The sequence below is a fragment of the Virgibacillus doumboii genome (assembly GCF_902806455.1).
In the GTDB taxonomy this organism is placed as follows: domain Bacteria; phylum Bacillota; class Bacilli; order Bacillales; family Amphibacillaceae; genus Lentibacillus; species Lentibacillus doumboii.
On record NZ_CADCWQ010000002.1, the window covers coordinates 407,057 to 430,660 of the forward strand.

The 23,604-nt window shown below is 40.6% G+C and carries 30 protein-coding genes; 14 read left to right on the forward strand and 16 right to left on the reverse strand.

Annotated features, from left to right (window positions below; translation table 11 throughout):
• Position 1: 1 nt before the first annotated feature.
• The 4 genes from G6R02_RS18405 to G6R02_RS18420 are packed head-to-tail and all read left to right on the forward strand — an operon-like array spanning position 2 to position 2,217.
• Complete coding sequence (locus G6R02_RS18405) at positions 2-730, forward strand: metallophosphoesterase family protein (protein ID WP_164670827.1); 729 nt, start codon at positions 2-4, stop codon at positions 728-730.
• A gap of 19 nt (positions 731-749) precedes the next feature.
• Positions 750-1,094 (forward strand): VOC family protein, encoded by a 345-nt coding sequence (locus G6R02_RS18410; RefSeq protein ID WP_164670828.1) that lies wholly within the window; start codon positions 750-752, stop codon positions 1,092-1,094.
• Positions 1,095-1,112: 18 nt separating this feature from the next.
• Positions 1,113-1,568 (forward strand): helix-hairpin-helix domain-containing protein, encoded by a 456-nt coding sequence (locus tag G6R02_RS18415; protein WP_164670829.1) that lies wholly within the window; start codon positions 1,113-1,115, stop codon positions 1,566-1,568.
• 37 nt (positions 1,569-1,605) lie between these two features.
• Entirely contained in the window at positions 1,606-2,217 is a 612-nt protein-coding gene (locus tag G6R02_RS18420) for a class I SAM-dependent methyltransferase (RefSeq protein ID WP_164670830.1), read from the forward strand.
• A gap of 26 nt (positions 2,218-2,243) precedes the next feature.
• Here the strand turns inward: G6R02_RS18420 and G6R02_RS18425 are convergent, their stop codons facing one another.
• Positions 2,244-2,825 carry a Uma2 family endonuclease gene (locus tag G6R02_RS18425; protein WP_164670831.1) on the reverse strand — a complete coding sequence of 194 codons (582 nt, stop codon included), beginning with the start codon at positions 2,823-2,825 and terminating at the stop codon, positions 2,244-2,246.
• A 504-nt stretch (positions 2,826-3,329) separates the two neighbouring features.
• Between G6R02_RS18425 and G6R02_RS18430 the strand changes: the two genes are divergently transcribed.
• On the forward strand, positions 3,330-3,599 hold the full coding sequence (locus tag G6R02_RS18430; protein ID WP_246202661.1) for a hypothetical protein: 270 nt from the start codon (positions 3,330-3,332) through the stop codon (positions 3,597-3,599).
• Positions 3,600-3,693: 94 nt separating this feature from the next.
• Here G6R02_RS18430 and G6R02_RS18435 read toward each other — a convergent pair whose 3' ends face one another.
• The 11 genes from G6R02_RS18435 to G6R02_RS18485 all read right to left on the reverse strand — a co-directional run bounded on the left by G6R02_RS18435 (position 3,694) and on the right by G6R02_RS18485 (position 12,453).
• Positions 3,694-5,685 (reverse strand): acetoacetate--CoA ligase, encoded by a 1,992-nt coding sequence (locus G6R02_RS18435; RefSeq protein WP_164670832.1) that lies wholly within the window; start codon positions 5,683-5,685, stop codon positions 3,694-3,696.
• A 104-nt stretch (positions 5,686-5,789) separates the two neighbouring features.
• Complete coding sequence (locus G6R02_RS18440) at positions 5,790-6,602, reverse strand: ABC transporter permease subunit (RefSeq protein ID WP_164670833.1); 813 nt, start codon at positions 6,600-6,602, stop codon at positions 5,790-5,792.
• Between the two features lie 16 nt (positions 6,603-6,618).
• The gene (locus tag G6R02_RS18445) at positions 6,619-7,098 is read right to left on the reverse strand and encodes a hypothetical protein (protein WP_164670834.1); all 480 of its coding nucleotides are present in this window, start codon (positions 7,096-7,098) and stop codon (positions 6,619-6,621) included.
• A 355-nt stretch (positions 7,099-7,453) separates the two neighbouring features.
• Complete coding sequence (locus G6R02_RS18450; protein ID WP_164670835.1) at positions 7,454-7,708, reverse strand: DNA alkylation repair protein; 255 nt, start codon at positions 7,706-7,708, stop codon at positions 7,454-7,456.
• Between the two features lie 78 nt (positions 7,709-7,786).
• Complete coding sequence (locus G6R02_RS18455; protein WP_164670836.1) at positions 7,787-8,200, reverse strand: DUF3021 domain-containing protein; 414 nt, start codon at positions 8,198-8,200, stop codon at positions 7,787-7,789.
• Entirely contained in the window at positions 8,190-8,651 is a 462-nt protein-coding gene (locus G6R02_RS18460; RefSeq protein ID WP_164670837.1) for a LytTR family DNA-binding domain-containing protein, read from the reverse strand. The genes G6R02_RS18455 and G6R02_RS18460 overlap by 11 nt, the downstream gene beginning before the upstream one ends.
• A gap of 20 nt (positions 8,652-8,671) precedes the next feature.
• Entirely contained in the window at positions 8,672-9,418 is a 747-nt protein-coding gene (locus tag G6R02_RS18465) for an ABC transporter permease (RefSeq protein ID WP_164670838.1), read from the reverse strand.
• A gap of 22 nt (positions 9,419-9,440) precedes the next feature.
• A complete protein-coding gene (locus G6R02_RS18470; RefSeq protein ID WP_164670839.1) occupies positions 9,441-10,322 on the reverse strand; it encodes an ABC transporter ATP-binding protein in 882 nt (293 codons plus the stop codon).
• A 464-nt stretch (positions 10,323-10,786) separates the two neighbouring features.
• Entirely contained in the window at positions 10,787-11,233 is a 447-nt protein-coding gene (locus tag G6R02_RS18475; protein ID WP_164670840.1) for a YueI family protein, read from the reverse strand.
• 105 nt (positions 11,234-11,338) lie between these two features.
• A complete protein-coding gene (locus G6R02_RS18480) occupies positions 11,339-11,515 on the reverse strand; it encodes a YfhD family protein (RefSeq protein ID WP_164670841.1) in 177 nt (58 codons plus the stop codon).
• 143 nt (positions 11,516-11,658) lie between these two features.
• Positions 11,659-12,453, reverse strand: a complete 795-nt coding sequence (locus G6R02_RS18485) for a TIGR00266 family protein (protein ID WP_164670842.1) — start codon at positions 12,451-12,453, stop codon at positions 11,659-11,661.
• Positions 12,454-12,607: 154 nt separating this feature from the next.
• Between G6R02_RS18485 and G6R02_RS18490 the strand changes: the two genes are divergently transcribed.
• Both G6R02_RS18490 and G6R02_RS18495 read left to right on the forward strand, forming a co-directional pair.
• Positions 12,608-14,557: an aconitate hydratase gene (locus G6R02_RS18490; RefSeq protein WP_164670843.1), complete on the forward strand. Its 1,950-nt coding sequence runs from the start codon at positions 12,608-12,610 to the stop codon at positions 14,555-14,557.
• A 26-nt stretch (positions 14,558-14,583) separates the two neighbouring features.
• Positions 14,584-14,760, forward strand: a complete 177-nt coding sequence (locus tag G6R02_RS18495; RefSeq protein ID WP_164670453.1) for a hypothetical protein — start codon at positions 14,584-14,586, stop codon at positions 14,758-14,760.
• 171 nt (positions 14,761-14,931) lie between these two features.
• On the opposite strand, the gene G6R02_RS18500 is transcribed toward G6R02_RS18495, so the two are convergent.
• Positions 14,932-15,546: a spore coat protein gene (locus G6R02_RS18500; RefSeq protein WP_164670844.1), complete on the reverse strand. Its 615-nt coding sequence runs from the start codon at positions 15,544-15,546 to the stop codon at positions 14,932-14,934.
• Positions 15,547-15,699: 153 nt separating this feature from the next.
• On the opposite strand from G6R02_RS18500, the gene G6R02_RS18505 reads away from it, so the two are divergent.
• From G6R02_RS18505 to G6R02_RS18515, 3 genes are all read left to right on the forward strand, one after another.
• The gene (locus G6R02_RS18505) at positions 15,700-16,995 is read left to right on the forward strand and encodes an alpha/beta hydrolase (protein WP_246202662.1); all 1,296 of its coding nucleotides are present in this window, start codon (positions 15,700-15,702) and stop codon (positions 16,993-16,995) included.
• A gap of 148 nt (positions 16,996-17,143) precedes the next feature.
• A complete protein-coding gene (locus G6R02_RS18510; protein ID WP_164670845.1) occupies positions 17,144-17,374 on the forward strand; it encodes a hypothetical protein in 231 nt (76 codons plus the stop codon).
• Complete coding sequence (locus tag G6R02_RS18515) at positions 17,374-18,321, forward strand: MBL fold metallo-hydrolase (RefSeq protein WP_164671128.1); 948 nt, start codon at positions 17,374-17,376, stop codon at positions 18,319-18,321. Before G6R02_RS18510 ends, G6R02_RS18515 begins: the two co-directional genes overlap by 1 nt.
• Positions 18,322-18,511: 190 nt before the next feature.
• Here G6R02_RS18515 and G6R02_RS18520 read toward each other — a convergent pair whose 3' ends face one another.
• The 3 genes from G6R02_RS18520 to G6R02_RS18530 all read right to left on the reverse strand — a co-directional run bounded on the left by G6R02_RS18520 (position 18,512) and on the right by G6R02_RS18530 (position 20,204).
• Entirely contained in the window at positions 18,512-18,910 is a 399-nt protein-coding gene (locus tag G6R02_RS18520; RefSeq protein ID WP_164670846.1) for a VOC family protein, read from the reverse strand.
• A gap of 21 nt (positions 18,911-18,931) precedes the next feature.
• Entirely contained in the window at positions 18,932-19,324 is a 393-nt protein-coding gene (locus tag G6R02_RS18525; protein ID WP_164670847.1) for a hypothetical protein, read from the reverse strand.
• A 76-nt stretch (positions 19,325-19,400) separates the two neighbouring features.
• Complete coding sequence (locus tag G6R02_RS18530) at positions 19,401-20,204, reverse strand: metallophosphoesterase (protein WP_164670848.1); 804 nt, start codon at positions 20,202-20,204, stop codon at positions 19,401-19,403.
• Between the two features lie 248 nt (positions 20,205-20,452).
• On the opposite strand from G6R02_RS18530, the gene G6R02_RS18535 reads away from it, so the two are divergent.
• From G6R02_RS18535 to G6R02_RS18550, 4 genes are read left to right on the forward strand one after another with little or no spacing between them, the layout of a single operon-like run.
• Positions 20,453-20,842 carry a GntR family transcriptional regulator gene (locus tag G6R02_RS18535; protein ID WP_164670849.1) on the forward strand — a complete coding sequence of 130 codons (390 nt, stop codon included), beginning with the start codon at positions 20,453-20,455 and terminating at the stop codon, positions 20,840-20,842.
• Entirely contained in the window at positions 20,835-21,524 is a 690-nt protein-coding gene (locus G6R02_RS18540) for an ABC transporter ATP-binding protein (RefSeq protein ID WP_164670850.1), read from the forward strand. Before G6R02_RS18535 ends, G6R02_RS18540 begins: the two co-directional genes overlap by 8 nt.
• Complete coding sequence (locus G6R02_RS18545) at positions 21,521-22,354, forward strand: hypothetical protein (protein WP_164670851.1); 834 nt, start codon at positions 21,521-21,523, stop codon at positions 22,352-22,354. The genes G6R02_RS18540 and G6R02_RS18545 overlap by 4 nt, the downstream gene beginning before the upstream one ends.
• Before the next feature lie 13 nt (positions 22,355-22,367).
• Positions 22,368-23,552 (forward strand): hypothetical protein, encoded by a 1,185-nt coding sequence (locus G6R02_RS18550; protein ID WP_164670852.1) that lies wholly within the window; start codon positions 22,368-22,370, stop codon positions 23,550-23,552.
• Positions 23,553-23,604 lie beyond the last annotated feature (52 nt).

Sequence of the window (23,604 nt, forward strand, 5' to 3'; positions counted from 1 at the left end):
GATGTACAGAATCGCTGTAATAACAGATATCCATGGAAATATTTACGCACTGAATGCAGTGTTAAATGATATGAAAAATAAGTCCGTGGATTTTGTCTATTGTTTGGGAGACATGATTGGCATTGGCCCTTTTGTTAATGAAATTTTTGATGCTTTGCTGGATAAGGATAATCTTGAAATGATTACCGGTAATCATGATGAAGCCATTTTAGCGCTTCTTAACAATGAACCTTATTCCAAAAGAAGGTTAGATGTTATAACTCACCACGAATGGATTGCGGAACGGCTCAGCAAAGAAAACAAGGCCGTGCTGGAAAAGCTTCCTCGCATCATAAATCCTACCATCAATGAACAAAACCTGCATTTGACCCATTATCCGATAAAGCAATCATACTATCACAAACATATCAGTGATGATCCTTTTGATTACACTGGTTTACCTTCTCAAGAGAATTTCAGCGTAATAGATGGATTGGATGATTTTTCATTGATTTGTTTTGGGCATGACCATGACAGCACCCAGTTAGTATATAATGAAAAAATGTTTTACAACCCAGGCTCTCTCGGTTGCTACAATCAGCCTTATGCCCGTTATGGGATTATTGACTTTGACGAGCAAGGATTCAATGTCTCGCAGAAGCATGTTCCATATGACTTTGATAGATATATTAATAAACTAAAAAAATCATCCATTCCACGCAAAGAAATAATTCTTGAAATGTACGAATAAAGGGAAGTGGGGTATAAAAATGGGAAAAGTTGCAGGATTTGAAATCAGCAGTCAGGATCCGGAAAAGGCGGTAAAGTTTTATTCTGAGGTGTTCGGATGGGAGACTTCTGATCCTCAATGGGGTTACTGGCCAGTATCAATGGAGAAAGGCAACGGAGTCAGTGGCGGAATAAGTAAAGGTCCCAGTGATTTTCCACATGGTACACGCATTCAGATTGAAGTGGATTCTATTGATGACACTATCGCTAAGGCAAAGAAAAATGGCGCAATGGTAGTGCGGGATAAAATGGAGTTCGATGAATTTTTCTTAGCGTATTTAGTCGATCCTGCCGGTGTAGGCTTTGGTCTTATTCAGCAAAAATAAGAAGGAGTTTCGATAAACATGTCTAATCCAAAATTGCCGCTGACGCCCAATGAAAAAGCCAAACTAAGAAAGGCAAAACTAAAAATCAGCGAGATACATACGCAGCGTGTCGAACAATTAATTGAAATATTAAACGTTCCAAATGAAAGGGCAAAAGAACTGCTGGGACTGGCTGAATTTCAACTAGTCCCTTCCATTGGACATAAATTGGCAGAAAAGCTTGTTTATCAGTTAAATATTTTTTCTATGGAAGAAATAAAAAATAAGAACGGTGCTAAATTGCTTGATAAGCTGGAAAAACGATTAGGAGTGTGGACCGACAGTTGTGTGGAAGATCAGATCCGCTGTGTAGTCAGCTATGCAAATGCTCCGAATCCTGATGTACAATGGTTTGATTTTACGGAAGAACGAAAAAGATATCGGGAAAAGGTTGGGTATCCTGAGGACAGACCTGTGAAGGCCTGGTATGAATAGATGGGACAGTATTAAATCAGAGATTGGAAGTGAATAAATGGACAAAGATAAGCTAATTAAAAAATATGATAAGCATGTAAATAAGTATAAGCGCACACTTGATACCAACCATACACTGGCCAAGTGGCGTACAGAAATATTAAATGATGCTCATGGCAAGGTTTTGGAAGTTGGTGTTGGAGTCGGGTCGAATTTCCCGTTTTACAATCGTGAAAATGTTCAGGTTACAGGGGTTGATTTCAGTCCGGAGATGATTAAAAGTGCAAAACAAACCGCTTTAGCCTGTAAGCTTGATATAAAACTTTTGCAAAAGGATGTTGAGGAACTGCAGTTTGAAGATGATTCATTTGATTGTATTGTTTCAACATTAACCATGTGCGGCTACCCAAACCCTGTTACTGTACTAAACAATTTCAATAACTGGTGCAAAAAAGACGGCAGAGTACTGTTGATGGAACATGGCATCAGTTCGAAGGTGCTCCTGTCACGAACACAAAAAATGGTTGATCCGTTATTTATTAAATTTACCGGATGTCATTGTGACCGGAATATTATTGATATGGTTGAGAAATCGTGCCTGGAAATTGACCGTACACAAAGTCATTGGTCAGATATTATTCAGATGATTTGGGCGAGGCCGGATAAGTAGCTATGGGAAACTTGGCATATGTTGATTTAGTCCAAAAATGAAAATATCTCATCAGTTGAAAATGAGATGTCAGGAAAAATGGATGAATAAAATACTTTATTTTCCTGATCATAAATATTTTCAAGTACAAATGCCCCGTCATTTAATACATATTTTTCAATACTTCTATATTTATGACCAACAATTAAATATTCCTTGACACCAGCCTTTTCATAATAATTCTTTTTCAGCAGACGGTCATTTCTGGATGTACTGGGAGATAATACTTCGACAATTAAATCCGGTGCTCCATAACAACTATTATTATGCAATTTATTTTTATCGCATACAATAGAAATGTCGGGTAATACAACAACATCGTTTTTTCCTTTATTTTTATTTTCAAATGGAAAGATAACTTGAAGATTACTTCCAAATATGTAACATGATTTTCCTTTAAGTGCGTTCCCAAATTCTCTACCCAAATTCATAATGATGTTTTCATGCTGGAAAGAAGCTGGTGCCATAAAAACAGGGGTACCTTCATGTAATTCAGCGCGCTCCTCCTCTTTAACATATTGTATAAACTCACCCAATGTATATTTTTTGTTTTTATCCAACTGCGTCATTTTGCAATCCTCCTTTAAATCTCATAATTTATTTAAATATAGCAAGTATTACCTGATAAAGCAATATTGAAAAAACTATCACATAAGAATAAGTGGAATTCGCTAAACAGACAGAGGTGAAATAATTTAGCATATTATTAAAGATAACTAGGGCGGGAAGATAAATAGACAACTATAAAATAAATGTTAGATTTATTTGACAATTAAACTGAAGTATTGTATTATTACTTTGCATTATCTACATATTTGCTCTCTGCATTAATTGCTTCTCTTTATACCACAAACGAAAACTTCTTTTTACCTTTCAGTAGTTTAAACTCAAACAAACACTTCATTACCACGTTACTAGATTCAATTTATAGAGGTCCCGCAACTAGTTCATCATTATTCTTTCCAGTTACATGTTATTTCCAATATTATCTACACAAGGAGTGGTTCGAAATAGGACACGATATAGCTTCATACAATAAAGCAAGAAAAGAAGTCGGCTATGTTCGCTTTACAATGTGGGATGCGAACTCCAATTTATTCTACGATTTATTTGATGCGAATGAATTTCATGCAGGTGTCAGCGGATCCGGTCAAGCTGTCGAAATGTCATTGCCCCGGGTTAAAAAGGCATTGGCTGCATATAAGAAATTAAAAGAAGAAGATTTCGTTATGCGCGGAAATCCGGAATTTATCGTGTGGCACCGAAATGAGATGTTAAAGTTCATCAACAGTTGCCTGGAAACCGCCAAAAAAGAGGGTAAAGTTACAGTGGTATTTGCTTAAATTATAAAGCGGATTGTGAGGATGCAATAAATAATCGGAGAGCAAAAGAGTGAAAAACGCACAGGGATATCAACTTCCTGTGCGTTTTTTATCATTACTTTCGTTCAAACCGCTTTTCCGCAAATTCTATAAAATAATCCAACGACTCCTGATTGCTCAGCGATCCTTTATTAACGACTTTCTCAATAGATTTTCCCATCAATATTTTCTTAACCGGGATTTCAAGTTTCTTGCCATTCAATGTTGTTGGCAGGCCAGGCACTTGATAGATTCCAGTTGGGATATGGCGTGGAGAGCATTTTTCCTTTATTTCCTTTTTGATGGTTTTTTGAATTTCCTCAGTCAATTCCTCGCCATCCTGCATCGTGACAAATAACGGTGTATAAGAGTCACCATTATTTCCTGGTATATCAACAATCAGGCTATCCGCCACCTGTTTGACATGGTCGACAGCACGATAAATTTCGCTGGTGCCAATGCGGATGCCGCCGCGGTTAATCGTTGCATCAGACCGTCCGTAAATAACACAAGTATGCCGGTCGGTAATCTTCAAATAATCCCCGTGACGCCAGATCCCCTCAAATACATCAAAATAACTGTCATGCAGACGGCTGCCATCTTCATCATTCCAAAAATAAATCGGCATGGAAGGGAATGGCTCAGTTAGTACCAGTTCACCGACTTCTTCTATCTGCGGCTGTGCATCATCATTAAAGCTTTCTATTTTTGCACCGAGTCCGCGGCACTGCAGTTCACCTGCGTATACCGGCAATGTTGGAGCACCAAGGATAAAGGCTGTACACACGTCGGTTCCCCCGCTTGCCGAGGCAATCCATAGATTCTTTTTAACATTGTCATAGCACCACTGGAATCCCTCAGGCGGAAGCGGTGAGCCGGTTGAACTGATACTTTTTAGATGTGTAAGGTCAAACTCCTCACCAGGCACCAGACTTTCATCCTTCATGCAGGCGGTAATGTAACTTGCACTTGTGCCGAACACGGTCATTTTCGTATCCTGTGCGAACTTCCAGAGCATTTTTTTGCCCGGGTAAGCCGGGTTTCCGTCATATAAAATAATCGCACTTCCAGTGAGCAATCCGCCGACAAGGAAGTTCCACATCATCCAGCCGGTCGTCGTGAACCAGAAAAACCGTTCGCCTTTTCCAAGGTCAACATGGAAGGTAAGTGCCTTCAGGTGTTCCAGCAAAATACCTCCCTGGCTTTGCACGATTGGCTTTGGCTTGCCGGTTGTGCCGGATGAGAATAATACCCATAGCGGGTCATTGAATGGCACATGCTCGTATGTTAATTCAGGTTTTCCGTTCGATTTTACGGCATCTTTCCACTCTATAGCATTTTTTAGGCTACCGAAATCCGGGTCTTCTTTTAAATAAGGAATGGCGATTGTTGCTTCCAGTGTCGGCAGTTCTGACTGGATATTTTCAACCACTGGCATTCGATTGAATTCTTTTCCGCCGTAGCTGTACCCATCAACCGTAATCATCACTTTCGGCTCGATTTGCTTAAAACGATCGATAACACTCTGTGTACCAAAGTCAGGTGATGCACTCGACCAAATCGCACCTAGGCTTGCGGTTGCCAAAAATGCAACAACCGTTTCGTAAATATTAGCTGCATAGGCAACAACCCGGTCACCTTTTGTTACACCGATTTTTATGAGGGTCTGCTGGAAGGCGGCAGTATCTATGTAGAGCTGTCCCCAGGTTATTTCATCTTTTTTTCTAGTTTCGGAGGCATGAATGATAGCTGGTTCATTGTCATCCCGGTCTCTGAAAATATGTTCCGTGTAATTGATGGTTGCTTCCGGGAACCACTTCGCACCAGGCATCTTGTGTGTGGTCAGCACGGTTTGGTATGGTTCTTTGGCCTGAATATCAAAATACTCCCAGATGGATTTCCAGAAAAGCTCTAATTTCTCGGTCGACCATTTCCAGAGGGAATGGTAATCATCAAAATGCAGGTTTTTATGCTGTTTCAGCCATTTCATATAGTTATAGATATTGGAATCTTCTTTACGTTTTTCATCGGGTTCCCAAAGCAGGGCACCCTCTTTTATCTCACTCATCAGTATCCTCCCCCAAATAAAAAGTCACTATCTTTATTATATGTAACCGTTTGCTTTGTGTAAAGAATCTCCCGCTATACGTATGGAGGATTCAAACTATTTTTCTAGTCACCGCCGACCCGCCGAAAGCTCTCGGGAGTAGGTACATACTTCTGATCATTATTATCGGCTTCAGTCTTTTTAATTTGTTTGTTTTTAGGTAATTTAGTAATAATACCAATTTTTTGCTGCTGAACATCTTTTATGCCTTTTATAATGAACTGCATGGCAAATATGGTTAGCATGAAGGCCATTAACGGCCATATCGCCAACCAGTAACTCCCGTCGTCTAAGATGGAGGTTTTGGCGGCCCCGATAAATCCGGACCATTCATTAGATACCGATCTTGGAGGCTTATCAAAAATCGTACCCCCGAAAAAGAATGAAAACACACCCAAGTGGATGAAAATAAGCAATACCTGAATAAATTGCTGTCCCAGGAGGATGGCAAGCCGTGGACCAATATGCGGTAATACATGATGCCATAGTATGTGCGGTTTACTGCCGCCAAGGGTTCTGGCACTCATAATGAATTCATTTTTCAATACACTTTTCATTTCATTGCCGATTAAAGCGGTAGTTAATGGAATAACGAAGATGGTTAAAATAATGATCTCCAGTATAATTCGTTCAGGTGTTGTATAGTTAGGCTCCGAATTATATGGTACATACAGAATTGGTTGAAGCAATACATAGGCAATAATTGTCAATGGAATGAAGTGTATGGAGTCTGCCAGCTTTTCAATCCAGCTTTGGACCTTTTTCCCCAATGAAAATGCAAAGAAAATCCCGGCAAGAAAACCAATCAAAACGCGCAACAGTGCTATCAGCAACCCAAAAAATAATGTGTATTTTCCGCCAATAATAAGCTGATCCAAAAAATCAAAACCAGCATTATCGGATCCTAGTAAAAAGGGGGTTCCCGGCGGGTGTATTTTTATAGGCAAAAATTGTTAATGCCTGCAATAAAACGGCAATAACAAGGTCCGGAACAGATTCTAAAAAATCCAGCGTCCCCTTAAGCCCCTTTAGCATTGATTGTGGCAGATAACTTGACAGCAATGTTAGTAAAAAGGCCAGAATAAATCCTGATAATATGGCTCCAAAAAATATTTGCATGGAGTATATGTAAGGTTCCCAAAGTGTTTCCAAGATGGGGAAACCGAAATCTGTTTTAGATTGTGTGTAGATAGTTGTCAGTTTATATTCCCAGAAATCCGGTTGAAATAAATTAGCGATAAAGGTTGCCAGATCCTGAAAATAGTTTAAAAGATTTGAGAGTCCATTTTCGGAAAAGAACTGAGAAAACACACTTATACAAATGATTCCAAACACACCGAATAAATAAAAAACAACTATCCTGAGTAATCTCATCAACCGCTTCCTCCTCCCAGCCCCAAACCTAAAATTGTCTTTCTCTTAAAACAAATCTGACAATTTTATGCTACAACAAAGTGAAGGAGGTGTAAAGTTGCAAGAGGATTGTTGGGAAGTCCTGAAGTGGACATATTTTCCACTATTCGCGGTGAAACGGGTGATATTAAGCAGTTCGCGGACATATTTTCCTTTATTGATCAAAAATCGGCATGATTTCTTGTAATCACTGTTGATTAACGGAAAATATGTCCGGCAAAGTGCTAAATCCAGTGTGAATGTTAAAAATAACGGAAAATATGTCCGCATGATAATTAAAATCCCCCGCTGTCTTACGGGGGAGGAAAATTTTCTGCTATCTGTTGTTCTGATCATGCTCAGCAAATTTCATAAACGTAAGTTCATCCTCAACAAGGCCACAGGACCCGCATTGTATTCTATATTGCGGACCATTATAAGTAGTGTGGAAAACCTCCACCTGATCTTCCGTATAGTCATTGATAATGTCACCGGTCTGCGGATCCAATTTTACCGGCTTGGCTACTTGTTCAATAATATTAAACCGGGAACGATTTGTTTTACAGTTTGGGCAAAGGTATTGCTGTGCCATGTTAAACACCTCCAGCCCTTATTATTCCTGAATTGTAAAATTCCATTCGGTAAACTCGAGTGGTTTCACATGCTGCGGTCAGTCTTTGTTCGGCAAATTGGCATTCATTGATTCTTCCACTTTTTTATAATACAGATAATAGCCGATCCAAAATAGGGCATAAACGAATATAAAACCCAGAAAGCTGAATAGAATGGCTGCTATGGTAAATGGAATCCAATTGGCGATAAACAGGGAGATGATAAAGTAAATGACAATCGACAAGATGAAATGAATAACCGTTTGTTTTAAGTAACTCCACCCGTTATCCTCAAAAATAAACGAAGCCAACCCAAAATAGATTCCGATGATAAAGGAACAGAGCATATAATTCCATATTTGCGAAACGGAGGCATTTGTGCCAGTAAACTTTACAATCGTAAGTGCAATGAATGTAACGATGCCTCCAAAAGCTATCCCAGTCATGCTTCTTTTAATTGCTTCAATGATCATCTGCTTGACCTCCTATAGCCAGTCTATTTTTGATTGCCGCCACATATTTTCGTGTAATATACTCTTTATTGCCGGAGTGGAAGTAGACACAGAGGTTTCCGTTAAATGACAATTCGAAGCGCTCAATTTGGTTCAGATTGCCGATAACTGATTTGGAAAACCGCATGAATTCGTAGGGAGCTAAAATATCTTCTATCTCATAAAGTTTCATTCTTATCTCCACATTTCGATTTCCAATGCACGCAAAAACTCTCCTTTTCTCGGCGTACACGAATTCAATCGTTTTTGGATCAAGCAGTATGGTTTGATCGACTTCAACCCCAAATAGCCGCTGCCGGTTTTTTCGCTTAATAATAGCAACGATTTCTTCCAGCTCCTCTGACCATTCATTCGTCTGAATGGTGATGGACGGCTCTGTATTTTTTTCGTCAATATCGATGTTTACTTTCATCATCAATCCCCCAAGCGTAACTATCCCTTTGCCCGCTTTAAGAAGTTCGGGTAATATAAAAGTGCTGCTATAAATCCGGCCAGGCCAAATCCCAAAAGAATAAGTGATGTCTGTAAAAGGTCTGTATATCCAATCGTTCCTGCCATTGCATTTTGAAAAGCCTGGTGTGCCCAGTATTGTGGCAGAAAACGGCTGATTATCTGCAGGATATCCGGCATCATGTCCACCGGCATCCAGAGTCCGCCAAGCATCGCGCCACCCAGCGCTATAATCTGTGTCAGGGCAATCCCCATGTTATTTGTTTTGACAATGACGGCAAGTGCCAATCCTAATCCCGTCACCGAGAAAGTCAGTATTGCTGACAAAATCAGCAAATGCACGGGCTGCTCCAGCGGAATATTATAAACAAGTTTTCCAAACAACAGCAGTATTACAATCTGTATAAACACAATATACATGTAAGACAGCCATTTTCCCAGTAAATATAAATACGGGGAAAGCGGTGTGCTGGCGATTCTGGCAACCATGCCAATATTCCGGTCCTTAATAAAGGATTCTGTCATGGCTATCATAATAAAGAAAACAAACATGATTGTATACCCCGGGACAATCGACAATATGATTTGTCTGCTTGCTGTCTCGTCTGCCCCGAAAGTGAATACAGAGATAAACAAAATGGTAAAAATGATTGGCAGAATCAGTGTCCAGAATAAAAGCCCCCAATCCTGAAGATTTTTCTTTAATTCCAAATTGATCATGGCATTCATTTATAGTTCCTCCTTTATTTGTTTAATCTCTCAGCTGCGTCCCTGTCAACGAAAAGAAAACATCCTCGAGCCGTGGTTTAACAAGTTCCAGCCGGTCCGGTTCTCTGTTATTGTTCCTGCAGAAGCTGAGGACTTTTTCCATGGCGGTAAGCGGATCGCCGGTTGTAATTACATGACCGCCGCTCTTGTTTGTGACCGAACCATACTGCCCGATATCATCAGGCAGACTGTTTTGCCCCATAACATAAACGGAAGGGACAGCATGTTTTTGCAGTAAACTGTCGATTGAGCCGTATTCAACAATTTGACCATGATCGATAAAGGCTGCCTCATCACAGAGCTGTTCGATTTCCTCCATATAATGGCTGGCATAGATGATCGTACAGCCATCGTGTTTTAATTGTTCAATCATTTGGAAAATATAATGACGCGATTGCGGGTCGATCCCTACTGTCGGTTCATCCATAATGATCAGATTCGGTTTGTGCATGATCGCACAGCCAATATTTAATCGCCGCTTCATGCCTCCCGAAAACGTCTGCACCCTATCTTTTCCACGTTCTGTCAAACCAATGTCGGATAAAACCTCGGTTCCACGTTTTTTTAACGATTTACCGCGTAAGCCATAAAGTTTTCCGAAAAAATATAAGTTATCAAGTGCCGTAACCGTTTCCTCCAGGGAAATCTCCTGAGGGACATAACCTATCCCAAGTTTGTTGTGGGAAAATTGAATCGTACCATCATAATCGTTAATAATTGATGCGATAATTTTAATCAATGTTGATTTGCCGGCTCCATTTGGACCAACGAGACCATAACAGATTCCTCCTGAAATGGTCAGTGAGACATTTTTTAACGCATGATCATCAGCATAGTATTTATCAATATTTGTAATGGTGAGCACCACTGACACCCGCCTTTCCCTGTTTATTTGATTATGACAAAGAACGGCTTAGATGATAGTAAAAAATGTATAACACGTTTGATTTTCTGATTGACATGGCAGAAAACATGTATGTAAAAAAACATCACCCAAATTGAGTGATGTTTTTCGAAGGCTGTATTCGTACAAAAGGAGATATATTATGAACTAAGTTTTTGAGAGTTATCAACTAGTGAGGTTTCCATGCTCCGCAAATGGAATATACTCGCTTTCCCATTCTTTTTCGCCGAAACAGCATTCCTCAAGATGGTTTCTAACCCATTATTTGCATGAATTGAGGGATCACCCAAATGACGAGCGCAACAGTGTATTTCCGCAGCGGCGGCCTAACACGTTACTTCGCGGTTTATATCAATAGTGAGGTTAAGAAGCAACAAAATTTACGAAAAATGGGTCTTTACAAAGTATATGAAGAATACCAGCTACTAAGTAAACCACTGCTTTATTTTGCCAAAGATAGTTTCTCTTTCAGTGTTTTTGTCGGCTTTTTCATCTGCAACTAATTCGTCATCGACAAATATATTCTCCTTATCAATTGCATAATCATACGTTAAGACCGCACCAATGTCAGTATCGCTATCTTCATTTGTAACAACTGTATATGGGATATTGTATTTTTTGGCCAGTGCTTTTTCCTCTTTTAAAAATTTTGACGAGACATGGCCGTTAATCAGTAATTTGGCATCTTTATTTGCTTTCATTGCTTCATCAAGTTTCCTGATACCTTTATCTGTCATCACCTGGCCCTTTGACAGTGCAATGACAATCCGCTCTCTGATTGTACCTAAAAATTTTTTGCGTTCAGACCTTTTCGTTTGTTTCGCACCATAAATTCCTTCCGTAAGATAATCCTCTACATTTTTCTTCCCCATTCAAGCACCTCAATTTATTGTTTATTTCAATTCTACATGATTCTCAGCCAATATTCATGCAGACCATAGTGAAAAAGTGCCCCGAATGACGGGGCACTTACATGATTAATCCTTTTTAGCTCGCTTATCAGCGGCTCTGCTTCTTGCCTGAGCCTCTTTATCATCGTGATCAGCAAATTCCTCGGAAAACTCAATGTCACGGCCATCCGATTTCTGTTTTTTTGGAGTTTGCGCCAATCGGCTTCTGCCTCGTCGACTGGTTTTGTGTTCATCTCTGCCCATAGTATCCACCTCAATTTTGTAGTTTCATGGATAGTATGTGCAGTTGGATGTTTTTCTAAAAGTGCACACTTTCAAATCGACTGACAAAAAACGACAAAAACCGGGAAGTGACAGGCACCCTCTAGCCACAGGCACCCTCTAGCCTATTTTCCACCGAAAAGATTATATAATCCGTCTGCAACACTGCCTTCTCCTTTATTTTTACCGCCTTCCTGAGGCGCGGAAGCAAATACGCGGCTTGCCAGGCGGCTGAATGGAAGTGACTGAATCCATACGGAACCCGGTCCGCGCAAAGTTGCAAAGAACAAACCTTCTCCGCCAAACAGCGCTGTTTTTACGCCACCGACAAATTCTACGTTGTAGTCAATATTGCCAGTCATTGCTACAAGACAACCGGTATCAACCTTTAATGTTTCTCCAGGTTGAAGTTCTTTTTTATGAATCGTTCCACCGGCATGAACAAAAGCCATTCCGTCGCCTTCCAGCTTTTGCATGATAAAACCTTCACCACCGAAGAATCCTGCGCCGACTTTTCTCTGAAATTCAATGCCCACTGAGACACCTTTTGCGGCAGCGAGAAATGCGTCCTTTTGACAAATTAATTTTCCATCGATTTCGCTCAAGTCCATTGGAATTATTTTACCGGGATATGGTGAGGCAAAAGATACGTGTTTTTTACCGTTTCCTTCATTTGTGAAAGTGGTCATGAACAGACTTTCCCCGGTAATAACCCGTTTCCCCGCTCCAAGAAGTTTGCCCATGATGCCGCTGCCCTGGTTTGATGACCCGTCGCCAAAGATGGTTTCCATTCGAATATGTTCATCCATCATCATTAAACTGCCTGCTTCAGCGATTACGGTCTCCTGAGGATCAAGTTCCACCTCGACAAACTGCATATCATCCCCGTGTAATTCATAATCAATTTCGTGATTATTCAATTTTTCCCAGCCCCTTTTGAGTTTAATAATAATTAATACGTAGAAATTCGAAAATAGATTCGAATATCCTGCAAATAATTATAGGCTTTTTTTCATATACTAAAAAAGTATACTAGAGTATAAAAAATTATGAATTGTGATTAGGAGGAATTCCATGCCGTTGAATATTACACAGAAGCTCATAAAAGATCACCTTGTAGCCGGTGAAATGGAAGCAGGGGAAGAAATTGGGCTGAAAATTGATCAGACATTGACCCAGGATGCTACAGGGACTTTAGTCATGCTGGAGCTTGAAGCGATGGAGCTGGACCGTGCAAAGACGGAAGCATCCGCTCAGTATGTCGACCATAATCTAATCCAGGTGGATAGTAAAAACCCGGATGACCATCTGTTTTTACAAAGTGCTACACAACGGTTTGGGCTGTATTACAGCCGTCCCGGAAACGGTGTTAGCCACCCTGTACATATGCAGCGGCTAGCTAAGCCTGGTAAAACATTACTTGGTTCGGACAGTCACACATGTGCTAATGGCTGTATGGGAATGCTTGCGATGGGAGCCGGCGGGATTGATGTAGCCCTGGCAATTGCGGGTGAGCCATTTTATGTCAAAATGCCTAAAGTGTGGGGCATAAAATTAACAGGAAAATTACCAGATTGGGTAAGTGCAAAGGACGTCATTTTGGAATTGCTTCGCCGGCATGATGTCAAAGGCGGTGTAGGAAAAGTTATCGAATACTTTGGTCCTGGACTGAAGGAACTAAGTGCAATGGACCGACATGTCATCGCGAACAAGGGTGCTGAGCTCGGGGCAACAGGTACCGTTTTCCCTTCTGACAAGGAAATTAAGCGTTTCTTAAAGACGCAGGATCGGGAAGATGATTGGATTGAACTGGAAGCAGATAAGGATGCGACCTATGATATTTATGAAGAAATCGACTTGTCCGAATTAGAACCGCTTGTTGCAAAACCTTCAAGTCCAGGCAATGTTGTTTCGGTTACAGAACTGGTCGGAACACCAATTTACCAGTCATACATCGGATCTTCAGCAAACCCCGGATACCGCGACTTTGCTGTAGCTGCAGAAATTGTTCATAATAAGCAGGTAGCGGATGGGGTCTCGCTTGATATTAACCCTACTTCCAGGCAGATGCTGACGGATCTGGTAAAAGAAAGTCATATTGCAAGTCTGCTGCAGGCCGGCGCAAGAATGCACCAGGCCGGATGTAACGGCTGTATTGGAATGGGCCAGGCTCCGGCGACAGGGAGAAACAGTCTGCGTACTACGCCGAGGAACTTTCCAGGCAGGTCCGGTACGAAAGAAGACAGTGTGTTTCTAAGCAGTCCGGAAACAGCAGCGGCATCAGCCTTGAAAGGGGAAATCACGGATCCGCGGTCACTTGATATGGACTATCCCGTGGTAAAAGAACCAAAAAGTCCAACCATCGATATAAACCTGTTGGATACGCCATTGCCTTATGAGCAAGCTAAGAATGTGAAATTACAAAAAGGGCCAAATATTGCATCCATTCCCAAAATGGATGAACTGCCTGATAGCCTGGAACTTCCGGTTCTTTTGAAGATGGGAGATAACATTTCAACAGATGAAATATTGGCCGGCGGGGCCCGTGTACTGCCTTTCCGGAGCAATCTTCCGGAAATAAGTAAGTTTACTTTTGAGATAATCGATGAAACGTATTATAAGCGTGGAAAAGAAACAGTGGATAAGGGAGGACATGCGGTTGTCGGCGGATTCAACTATGGTCAGGGGTCAAGTCGTGAGCATGCTGCACTTGCACCAAGATATTTGGGTTTGCGTATAGCGCTTGTTAAGGATTTCGCCAGGATTCACTGGCAAAATCTGGTCAACTTTGGGGTACTCCCGTTAACATTTGCGAATGAAGAGGACTATGACTTACTTTCATCAGGTGATGTATTGGAATTGACTGACTTAAGAAATAAGATTCAACAGACTAATGAATTCACGATAAAAGTAAAAGATAAGGATCAGGAAATAAAGGTTAATCACGCTCTTTCGGAACGTCAAATTGAGATTATGCTGAAGGGCGGTATTATCAACTGGGTAAAAGATAAGCAATACAGTTAAAAGATTAAACAATAATGGAGGATGAAATGATGGACAGAGAAACTACCTGTAAAGCATGTCAGGGTGACGGAATGCTTTCAGATGACGAAGGCTGGCAATATCAGTGCAGTGTTTGTAATGGTGCAGGAGTATATGACGCGACCAACCATTCCAGGTCGGCCAGAGTAATGGAAGTGGATGAAATGAATCGGCTGCTGGATTAAGGGGGGTGCCTGTCACTTCCCGAATTTTGTCAAAAGAAAACTACCTGTTTGCATAGTTGCAAACAGGTAGTTTTCTTCTATAATATTTTAAATCGCCGAAGTTTACTGTGTTTTCGCCGAAGTTTGTATTAAAATCGCCGAAGTCAGGACGTTGCGATTAAGCCTGCATTTTTAATGCGGCATAGTACCCTGGCTGGGTGCATAACTGTTCTGGAAAGCCTGCATGTCCTGTTGTTTTAATTGAGGAACCTGATAATATTGATTTTTATTCTGGTATAAGAATACTTCATATGCCATTTCGACTAAATTCGGAACACTGTCTGCCATCATGCGGCGCATTACCGGGTTTGTCATTTCTGTTGCTGCCATTGTAAATGCGGACGCATTTGCTTTTAATGATCCAAGCATGAATCCGGAAATGCACTGGTCGTTAATTTCTGACACAGATTGACTTGGTGTTTTTGGCTGTGATGGGGGTTGCATCCCGTAAGTGACATTATTGTTCTGATCCATTTTGTAGGATTGTGTTGGCACTGCAGGGTCCTGGCCGGATTTCAGTGTGTCCACCATTGAATTGTATAGCTGATTGCAAAAGGCCCGGTGTTTTTGTGACATTGTCATTAATTCCGGGTCCTGGATATGCTGTTCATACAATAAGCATTGTTCCATCGCGCCGACCAGTCCGGATATTGCTTCATGGGCATCAAACATATCATGCCCGCCATAATTTTGTTGCGGCTGCATTTGCGGTGATGCTTGCATGTTTTGTTGTTGCTGATTTTCCATCTAATTAACCTCCTTCGTGTATTCCTTATTATTTTGAGCTTAAAAATACGCTAGTATGTAACGAAATAATTGCTAAAACTGTTAAGAAAAAATAATTGAAACATTATTGGTTATTTTTCGTATCACTGTTGAAAAGTACTTAGGAGGATTCCAGTGAAAAAATGGTTAGGAATTATATTATTAATGATAATAACTTTAATTGTTGTTGCGGGCTGCGATGACGAAAAAAAGGATACCAAAAATAAGTATGAAAAAGACTTCACGGGAAAGTGGACAGGATCAATCGAGATACCTAATCAGCCACTTGACTTTATCGTAAACCTGAAAAAGAATGACGAGTGGAGCGGAACCATCAGCATTCCAATTCAGGGTGTTAAGGATTTTCCGCTTTCATCTGTCACGGTTAATAACCAGGATGTAGCTTTCTTTATGAAAATTCAAGGACAGCAGATTTCGTTTGATGGCAAACTGAAGGAGAACACAATTGAAGGAACGTTTAGTCAGCAAGGTCAATCATTTCCGTTTGAATTGACAAAAGGGAAACTATCAACAGAGGAATCCGGCGAGTTTTTAAGCATCGAAACGGATAAGGGAACACTATATGGTGAGGTGGAGAAGCCGGATGGTGAAGGGCCATTTCCGATTATGATCATCATTCCGGGGTCCGGGCCGACTGATCGTGATGGAAACACTGCTGCCGGGGAAAATAATAGCCTGAAGCTTTTAGCAGAAGGTTTGGCTGAGCATGGCATTGCCAGCGTGCGTTACGATAAACGAGGGGTTGGTAAAAACCTGGAAGCGGCTATTCCTGAAAACGAATTGAGTTTCGATCAATTTGTTAAAGATGCGACGGCCTGGGTGGAACTGTTGCAACAGAAAGATGCCTATTCAAAAATCGGGATTATCGGGCACAGCCAGGGTTCGCTGGTTGGGATGCTTGCTGCTCAGCAAGGTGAAGTGGATGCATTTATATCACTTGCAGGGGCCGGCCGTTCAATTGATCAGGTGCTATATGACCAATTGAAATCCCAATTGTCAGATGAATTATTAAAAGAAAGCCGGGGGATCATTGAAAAAATAAAACACGGTGAACAGGTTGATGATGTAAGTCAACAGCTTCAAAGTGTGTTTCGTCCATCCGTACAGGCATTTTTGACGTCATGGACGCAGTTTGACCCTGCAGTGGAAATAGCTAAACTGGATATTCCGAGCTTAATTGTAAATGGGGATAACGACCTTCAGGTTCCAGTAAGTGAGGCAAAAATACTCCACAAAGCCAATCCGGATGCTGAACTGCTGCTTATCGATAAAATGAATCACGTATTAAAAGAAGCTCCCGAAGACAGACAGGGAAACATGGAAACATACAGTAACCCTGATCTGCCTTTGGCAAAAGGGCTAATGGATGGATTAACGAATTTTTTAGAAGAGCATGAATTTGTAAAATAACCGTTTACTGATTCAGTAAAACTAAATTTCCCTGTGCAGGAATTTCCTTTTTCAACACCTATTTACAGCGACGAATCGGTTTTTACCGATTCGTTAGTTTGAAACGTTTTTTGTATAATGAACAAAATGCTATAAGGTGGGGTTATGGATGAGTTATAATGATTATTATGATGAAAAACCTTTTGAACTGCTAAGTGATGTTGAAATTGAAATGCTGCATTGGCGGGAGGAGCGAGAAAGAGAACAACAAAGAAGGAAAGAAAAAATTGAGGAATTGCAGGAAATTTACGTTCCACTCTTCAAACAATGTGTCGATTATTATTTCGAACGTAAGGAAAAGTCTGAACGAATTAATCTGGATAAGGGGGCGAAGGAATGATGGAGGAGAAAGAACCGATCCAACTGGATAAGCGAATCCAATTGATCGATGGTTTTGATTTAGGAATGCCGGAACGAACCGGTACATATGTGATAAATGAAGATGAACTGACACTTGTTGAAACAGGACCGAGCCCGTCCGTTAAGTACATAAAAAAAGGATTGGACGATCTTGGCTTCGCATTGGATGAAGTGAAATATATTATCGTCACACATATTCATCTTGATCATGCTGGTGGTGCGGGATTGTTCCTGAGGGAATGCCCAAATGCAACAGTTGTCGTTCATCCAAAAGGTGCCAGACATTTAGTGAACCCCAAAAAATTGGCTGCAGGAGCAAGAGCTGTATATGGTGACAGCTTCAGTGAATTGTTTGATCCGATTATTCCTATTCCGGAAGAGCGATTGCTTATAAAGGATGAAGGGGACACACTGAAAATCGGCGGAAATTGTACACTTCAATTTTTTGATACACCCGGTCATTCCAAACACCACTTCAGTATATACGATCCTGTCAGTAATGGTATGTTTACCGGTGATACAGTTGGGATTCGCTACGAACAGCTTGTCCGAGATGGAATGGATTTCTTTCTACCGACAACATCGCCAAACCAATTTGATCCAAATGCCATGCATCAGTCGATTGAACGAATGCGGGAGATGAAGTTGGGCAGAATTTATTTCGGACATTTCGGCATGACAGAGAATGTTAACATGGCATTAAATCAGGTTGCGGAATGGCTTGATGTGTTCATGGAAATTGGAGAGGAAACAGTGTCGGAAGGAAAAGGCTACGATGTCCTTGCTGAAAGGATGTTCAACCGGGTGAAAAGGGAGTTAAGCAAACTGGGTGTGCCGGATGAGCATGATGTCTATGTTCTGATTAATCTGGATATGCAAGTAAGTGCACTTGGTATTATTGATTATTTTAAAAAATTGAAGCAATAAAAAATGCCTGTCATTTCGTATGGCAGGCAATGCTAATGGATTAGCAGCCATTACTCGACTAACTATTCAGATGGATCATAGTACATCCGCCGCTTTCCAACATTTTCATCTTACCTTATATTTATTATAGTCAAAATTATGAAAAACAGTGCGATGATATACAAAGCCAGGCGAATGGCCCGGCTTTCAATTAGTGCTTCGTATAATTCAATTCCCATGATACGCCATTTCTATCCTTTACAATAGCGTGTTTCGCACCCCAGAAGGTATCCTGCAATTCCATTTTAACTTCGCCATCTTCAGCGAGCTTATTGTAAATAGCAATGATCTCCTCTTCGCTTTCAAGGTCAGGGCCAAGCAGGATGTTGCTGTCTTCAGGAAATTGACTTCCCAACGTATCGGCAAAATATATGATGCAATTTTCATTTATATGTAACTCTGCATGAATGTATTTGCCTTCATGCCCCTTAAACATTTCAATGCCATCAGCGAGTTGGGTGTTTTTAATTTCGCCACCAAATACTTTCTGATAATACTCGACTTCTTCTTTACAGTTTTCAATTCTGATATGCGGGATAAGTTGTTTCATATGAATACCTCCATTTTGTCATTATTTCTCTTCTTCCATTTTCGTAAACACTAAAATAGCAAAGAATACAAAACTCAATAGAAGTATGGACCCACCAACAATAAAGAAAACAGTCACGAGTCCATCCGCCAAATCAAACGGTCGCAGGTAATAAAGCCACATACCTGCCGTTAGTCCGATTGCCCCGATAATGGCTGACCAGACATGAAATATTGCCAATAATTTGTTTGCTGGGGTGAAGATTTTATAGAAAACAGCCCATGCAAATAACGTCAGCCAGCCGACAACCAGAATATGGGCGTGTACCGTTTTAAATGCCAGACTGCCTGCACCGGCCATATGTGAGCCCAGGAATGCTCCCACCAGGGCGAATATTGCTGAAAATCTGAGTAATGTTTTGCTGAATGTATTCAATTAGTACCTCTCCTTTTACAGTAACTTCTTGTAGTCTACCTGATGAATGTGAATGGAGTATGAATGGAATGTTACACTAAATACGGATCATTTTTATTGTGGAAGTAATCTCCTTTTCCGCAGATCCACTGGTCCATTCATGCGGGTAGTATCCTAACGGGTTACAGATGATTTCCATGCCATCCTTCTGTTCATGGTAACGTTTATGTACATGACCAAATATATACTTTTTCACATTATATTGCTCTGCCAGTTCGCCAAATGTCGAGCTTCCCATCATCGAATTGAAAAAGTCCCAGCCTGGATCGCCCTTATACTCCACATAATTACTGAATGGAACGAAATGGGTAACCATGATGATGTTTTGGTCACGGTGATTTTCGAGCCAGTAGGAAAGTTTTCTGGTATAACGATCAGTGACATCCTGATCTGATTCCGCCCAATTAACATGGGTTTTGTCCGGCCAGGTGAATCCGTAGATGGTTCCTTTTTTAAAATCATCCGTTGTGTATTCGGGAAGTCCAAAGCTGTAGTCATACCAGCCACCATCACCTATTATAATCCAGTCTTTATTCAGTTCGACAACACCATTCCCCAGGTTACCCGGAAATTGCAATAGCGTTTCATATGCTTCGACAGCGCTTTTATCATGAATATCATGATTGCCATGGACATACAACACTTTTGTCTCCGGACACGCCTCTTGAAGCTGGTTCAGTTTATCCAGCGCTTTTTGCGGTTTTTGCGCCACATCACCGGCAATGATAAATACATCGGGGTTATTTTCTATAATCCAATTTGTTAGAATGGACATGATATTTTCCCCTGTATTCTTCCTGTTCAGACCTTCATGAATGTCGGATAGTACACCAAGTTTCATTTCAATCCACTCCTCACATTCGGATTTGTTATTTCCTAAAAAATATTGGTAAATTAATCTTAACATACAGCCACGCCCGATACTGTCTATTTTAAAAAATCTCAATTTTGCTGTTGACTTCCAGGGTGTATCAATCGTATAATACACAATATAAGCGTATTAACCTCTTAATACACGCATTTTTTTGACCATAGTGTATTAAGCTATTAATACACAAGATTACACATACAAGATTAGGAGCTGTGGTGATGAATGTGAATTTCAATAAACGGGACCCGGTTTATGTACAGGTTATCCGCCATTTCAAAGAACAGATTGCCACTGGGATTTTTGAACCGGGGCAGGAGATTCCGTCACGGCGGGAATTAGCCAACAAATTAAAAATAAATCCGAACACGGCGCAGCGGGCGTACAAAGAAATGGAGGAAGAGGGCTTGATTTATACCGAGCGGAATTTGCCGAGTAAAATTACTAAAGATGAAAAAATACTTGGTTCAGTACGGGAGGAACTTATTTTGGAAGCGGTAGACGCCTTTATCCATTCCATTCGTTCGATAAATGTTCCCGTTGACGAAGTGCTGGATCTGGTCAAAGAGAAATATACAAATGAACGTAATGGGAGGCGATCAGATGATTGAAGTAAAAGATATTAGGAAAAAATTCGGCCGAAAACAAGTGCTGAAAGGGGTTTCTTTTACCGCAAATAAAGGTGAAATCACTTGTATTATCGGTATAAATGGGGTTGGTAAGACGACGATTTTGAATGCGATAATGGCGCTCACCCCGCTTAATGGCGGTCAAATTCTGATTAATGGTGAAAAAGTTAACAAAGAAAGCTTTGAAAAAGTCACATTCATTCCGGATGCAATCACAATGATGCCGAGCATGACGATAGCTGAGGCGATGCAGTTTATGGATGATTTTTATGACAGCTGGAATCAGGAGCGCGCAACGGAGTTACTAAAGTTTTTTAAACTCCAGGAAAGCGAGAAAATTTCCAGTTTGTCAAAAGGGAATACCGCAAAAGTTAACCTGCTTCTGGGATTGGCACTGGACGTGGATTTTCTATTAATGGATGAGCCTTTCTCCGGGATTGATATTTTCAGCCGGGAACAGATTGCCGAAGTATTTACCAGCCATCTGGTGGAAGACCGCGGCGTTATCATTACAACACACGAAATAGGCGACATCGAGCATCTGATTGACAATGTTGTGCTCCTTGATGAAGGTGTTGTGTTGAAAGAATTCAACAGTGAAGAAGTACGGGAAAATGAAGGGAAATCTGTTGTTGACGTGATGAGAGAGGTGTATCAGAAATGAACCGTTTTATAAAATTAGTGAACTTTGAATTAAGCCGGTTTATGAAAATTTACCTGGTGCTGATTGGGGTAACACTAGTTGCTCAAGTGGCTGGTGTGATCGTAAAAGCGAATCAATACATGGGTAAGGCAAACCAGGCTATCTATGAGGATATGGTCTCGAAAGCACAATTTCTTGACCAGACCGGGCCAATGTCAATGATGCATTTTGTCAAAAGCATGTGGTTTATGGGGCCAATTGCTTTATGTGTTGTTACCTTAGTTATTTATATATTCTTTATCTGGTATCGTGACTGGGTTGGTAAAAACACGTTTATCTATCGTTTACTGATGTTGCCGACGTCCAGACTGAATGTGTATCTTGCTAAAGCAATATCCATCTTTTTAATGGTACTGGGGCTTGTTGCGATTCAGTTGTTGCTGCTGCCACTTGAAAGCAAGGTTTTAACATGGGTTGTTCCAAGTGATTTCAGAATGGATATGCCGGTTGATCAGATTGTTAGTAATTTTTATTATTTAACGATACTTTATCCGAAATCATTTATTGAATTTGTCTTGTATTATGGAGCAGGATTTATGGTTTTGACAGTTCTGTTTACCGCAGTATTGTTCGAGCGCAGCTATAAATGGAAAGGAATTTTGCTCGGTGCCGGATACGGTTTTCTGTCAATTGTTATTTTTGTATTGCCTTTAATACCCATGGTGATTTTTCAAAAAGAATACCTTTATCCGATAGAAATTCTTATCGTGGAAATTATCATGGGATTGATCGTAACAGCCGCAGCAATCTGGCTGGGTGGATTCCTGTTGAAGAAAAAAATAACGGTGTGAAAGGAGTATCTACATGAAACGCTATTGGAAATTAATCGCAATCGTAACGGTTGCTGTTTTAACGATTGGAACGTTTTATATACAGTCGGCTATATCGGCAAGCAATTATCCGGAAGTAATTATTAAAAAAGAAAGCGGGAATGAAGAGCTGATTGAGAACATTACATTAAATGGGTCTTATTTTGCGGGTGGTAATACTAGTCAGCCGCTGACACTTACCAGCGAAGAGTCAAACTTTCGTGGTGAACGGTCTTTCTTTGAGCGATTGCGTGGGATGCATAGTCCTGAGATGAACCAGCTGCAGGATGAATACCGGGGCTTTATGCGCGGAAAAGGTGGTGTCGTATCATCTTATCTGGATTCGGAAAATGTGCTTGCCTATGTTGACATTGTCAATCAATCGTTTAATCAAACACCAAGTGAAATGGAGTTTGAAATTGCTGTCCTAAACAAAGAAAGTGGTGAAACGACTACATTTTCATTGCCTGTTCCGAACAGAGCATTATATTCACGTGCACATGTAGTCGATGTTCAAATGGTTAATGGTGACCTTAAGGTTTTGACGCAAAATACCCTAAAGCCATCTGAGGGTGAATTTATCAGTCAGGAAATTCATATGTACAGTTTTAATGTGGATGAGCAAGAAATAAATGGAGAAAATGAAATTACGATTGCCAAGAGTAAGGGTACCAACGTGTTCAGCTATATTAACACAATGGGTGAGATGGATCGGATGGGCCTTCACAATTATATGGTGTTCTCCACAGGAATGGATAACTTAGGGCCAGAGGGAAAAGTAGAACAAAGCAGCCAGCAGTATATAGCTTATAATTTTGCAGAGAATAAAAAAGAAATAATTGAAATTCCGGAACAACTTCAGAATAGTAGACAATACAGTTTTGATGGCGAAAATCTATATGCGGTTGCCGGCCAGGAAAAAACGAGTATTATTGTTTACAACTTGAAGTCCAAAAAGATAGAGAACGAGATCGAAGTACCGTCGCAAAGTATGAATCATCCGTTAATTAGTGCATCAGATGGCAAGTTGTATATGCTCCAAACGCTGGAAACAGAATTCCCGGAATTAATTGTGTTTGACGTAAAAACGGGTGAAACTTTATACAAAGGAAAAGTTACCACAAAAGAACCTGTTAAAGGTGATGTGTTCTTTAACTTTTATGAAATGAAAGTAAACTGAATTTATTACTGATTATTTTGAGTTGGATAAGAAATATGAGCCCCTAAGGGTT

Coding starts and splice junctions, on each gene's coding strand:
- G6R02_RS18405 (WP_164670827.1), top strand. CDS start 2: ATGTACAGAATCGCTGTAATAACAGATATCCATGGAAATATTTACGCA.
- G6R02_RS18410 (WP_164670828.1), top strand. CDS start 750: ATGGGAAAAGTTGCAGGATTTGAAATCAGCAGTCAGGATCCGGAAAAG.
- G6R02_RS18415 (WP_164670829.1), top strand. CDS start 1,113: ATGTCTAATCCAAAATTGCCGCTGACGCCCAATGAAAAAGCCAAACTA.
- G6R02_RS18420 (WP_164670830.1), top strand. CDS start 1,606: ATGGACAAAGATAAGCTAATTAAAAAATATGATAAGCATGTAAATAAG.
- G6R02_RS18425 (WP_164670831.1), bottom strand. CDS start 2,825: ATGACGCAGTTGGATAAAAACAAAAAATATACATTGGGTGAGTTTATA.
- G6R02_RS18430 (WP_246202661.1), top strand. CDS start 3,330: ATGTGGGATGCGAACTCCAATTTATTCTACGATTTATTTGATGCGAAT.
- G6R02_RS18435 (WP_164670832.1), bottom strand. CDS start 5,685: ATGAGTGAGATAAAAGAGGGTGCCCTGCTTTGGGAACCCGATGAAAAA.
- G6R02_RS18445 (WP_164670834.1), bottom strand. CDS start 7,098: ATGAGATTACTCAGGATAGTTGTTTTTTATTTATTCGGTGTGTTTGGA.
- G6R02_RS18450 (WP_164670835.1), bottom strand. CDS start 7,708: ATGGCACAGCAATACCTTTGCCCAAACTGTAAAACAAATCGTTCCCGG.
- G6R02_RS18455 (WP_164670836.1), bottom strand. CDS start 8,200: ATGATCATTGAAGCAATTAAAAGAAGCATGACTGGGATAGCTTTTGGA.
- G6R02_RS18460 (WP_164670837.1), bottom strand. CDS start 8,651: ATGAAAGTAAACATCGATATTGACGAAAAAAATACAGAGCCGTCCATC.
- G6R02_RS18465 (WP_164670838.1), bottom strand. CDS start 9,418: ATGAATGCCATGATCAATTTGGAATTAAAGAAAAATCTTCAGGATTGG.
- G6R02_RS18475 (WP_164670840.1), bottom strand. CDS start 11,233: ATGGGGAAGAAAAATGTAGAGGATTATCTTACGGAAGGAATTTATGGT.
- G6R02_RS18480 (WP_164670841.1), bottom strand. CDS start 11,515: ATGGGCAGAGATGAACACAAAACCAGTCGACGAGGCAGAAGCCGATTG.
- G6R02_RS18490 (WP_164670843.1), top strand. CDS start 12,608: ATGCCGTTGAATATTACACAGAAGCTCATAAAAGATCACCTTGTAGCC.
- G6R02_RS18495 (WP_164670453.1), top strand. CDS start 14,584: ATGATGGACAGAGAAACTACCTGTAAAGCATGTCAGGGTGACGGAATG.
- G6R02_RS18500 (WP_164670844.1), bottom strand. CDS start 15,546: ATGGAAAATCAGCAACAACAAAACATGCAAGCATCACCGCAAATGCAG.
- G6R02_RS18510 (WP_164670845.1), top strand. CDS start 17,144: ATGAGTTATAATGATTATTATGATGAAAAACCTTTTGAACTGCTAAGT.
- G6R02_RS18515 (WP_164671128.1), top strand. CDS start 17,374: ATGGAGGAGAAAGAACCGATCCAACTGGATAAGCGAATCCAATTGATC.
- G6R02_RS18520 (WP_164670846.1), bottom strand. CDS start 18,910: ATGAAACAACTTATCCCGCATATCAGAATTGAAAACTGTAAAGAAGAA.
- G6R02_RS18530 (WP_164670848.1), bottom strand. CDS start 20,204: ATGAAACTTGGTGTACTATCCGACATTCATGAAGGTCTGAACAGGAAG.
- G6R02_RS18535 (WP_164670849.1), top strand. CDS start 20,453: ATGAATGTGAATTTCAATAAACGGGACCCGGTTTATGTACAGGTTATC.
- G6R02_RS18540 (WP_164670850.1), top strand. CDS start 20,835: ATGATTGAAGTAAAAGATATTAGGAAAAAATTCGGCCGAAAACAAGTG.
- G6R02_RS18545 (WP_164670851.1), top strand. CDS start 21,521: ATGAACCGTTTTATAAAATTAGTGAACTTTGAATTAAGCCGGTTTATG.
- G6R02_RS18550 (WP_164670852.1), top strand. CDS start 22,368: ATGAAACGCTATTGGAAATTAATCGCAATCGTAACGGTTGCTGTTTTA.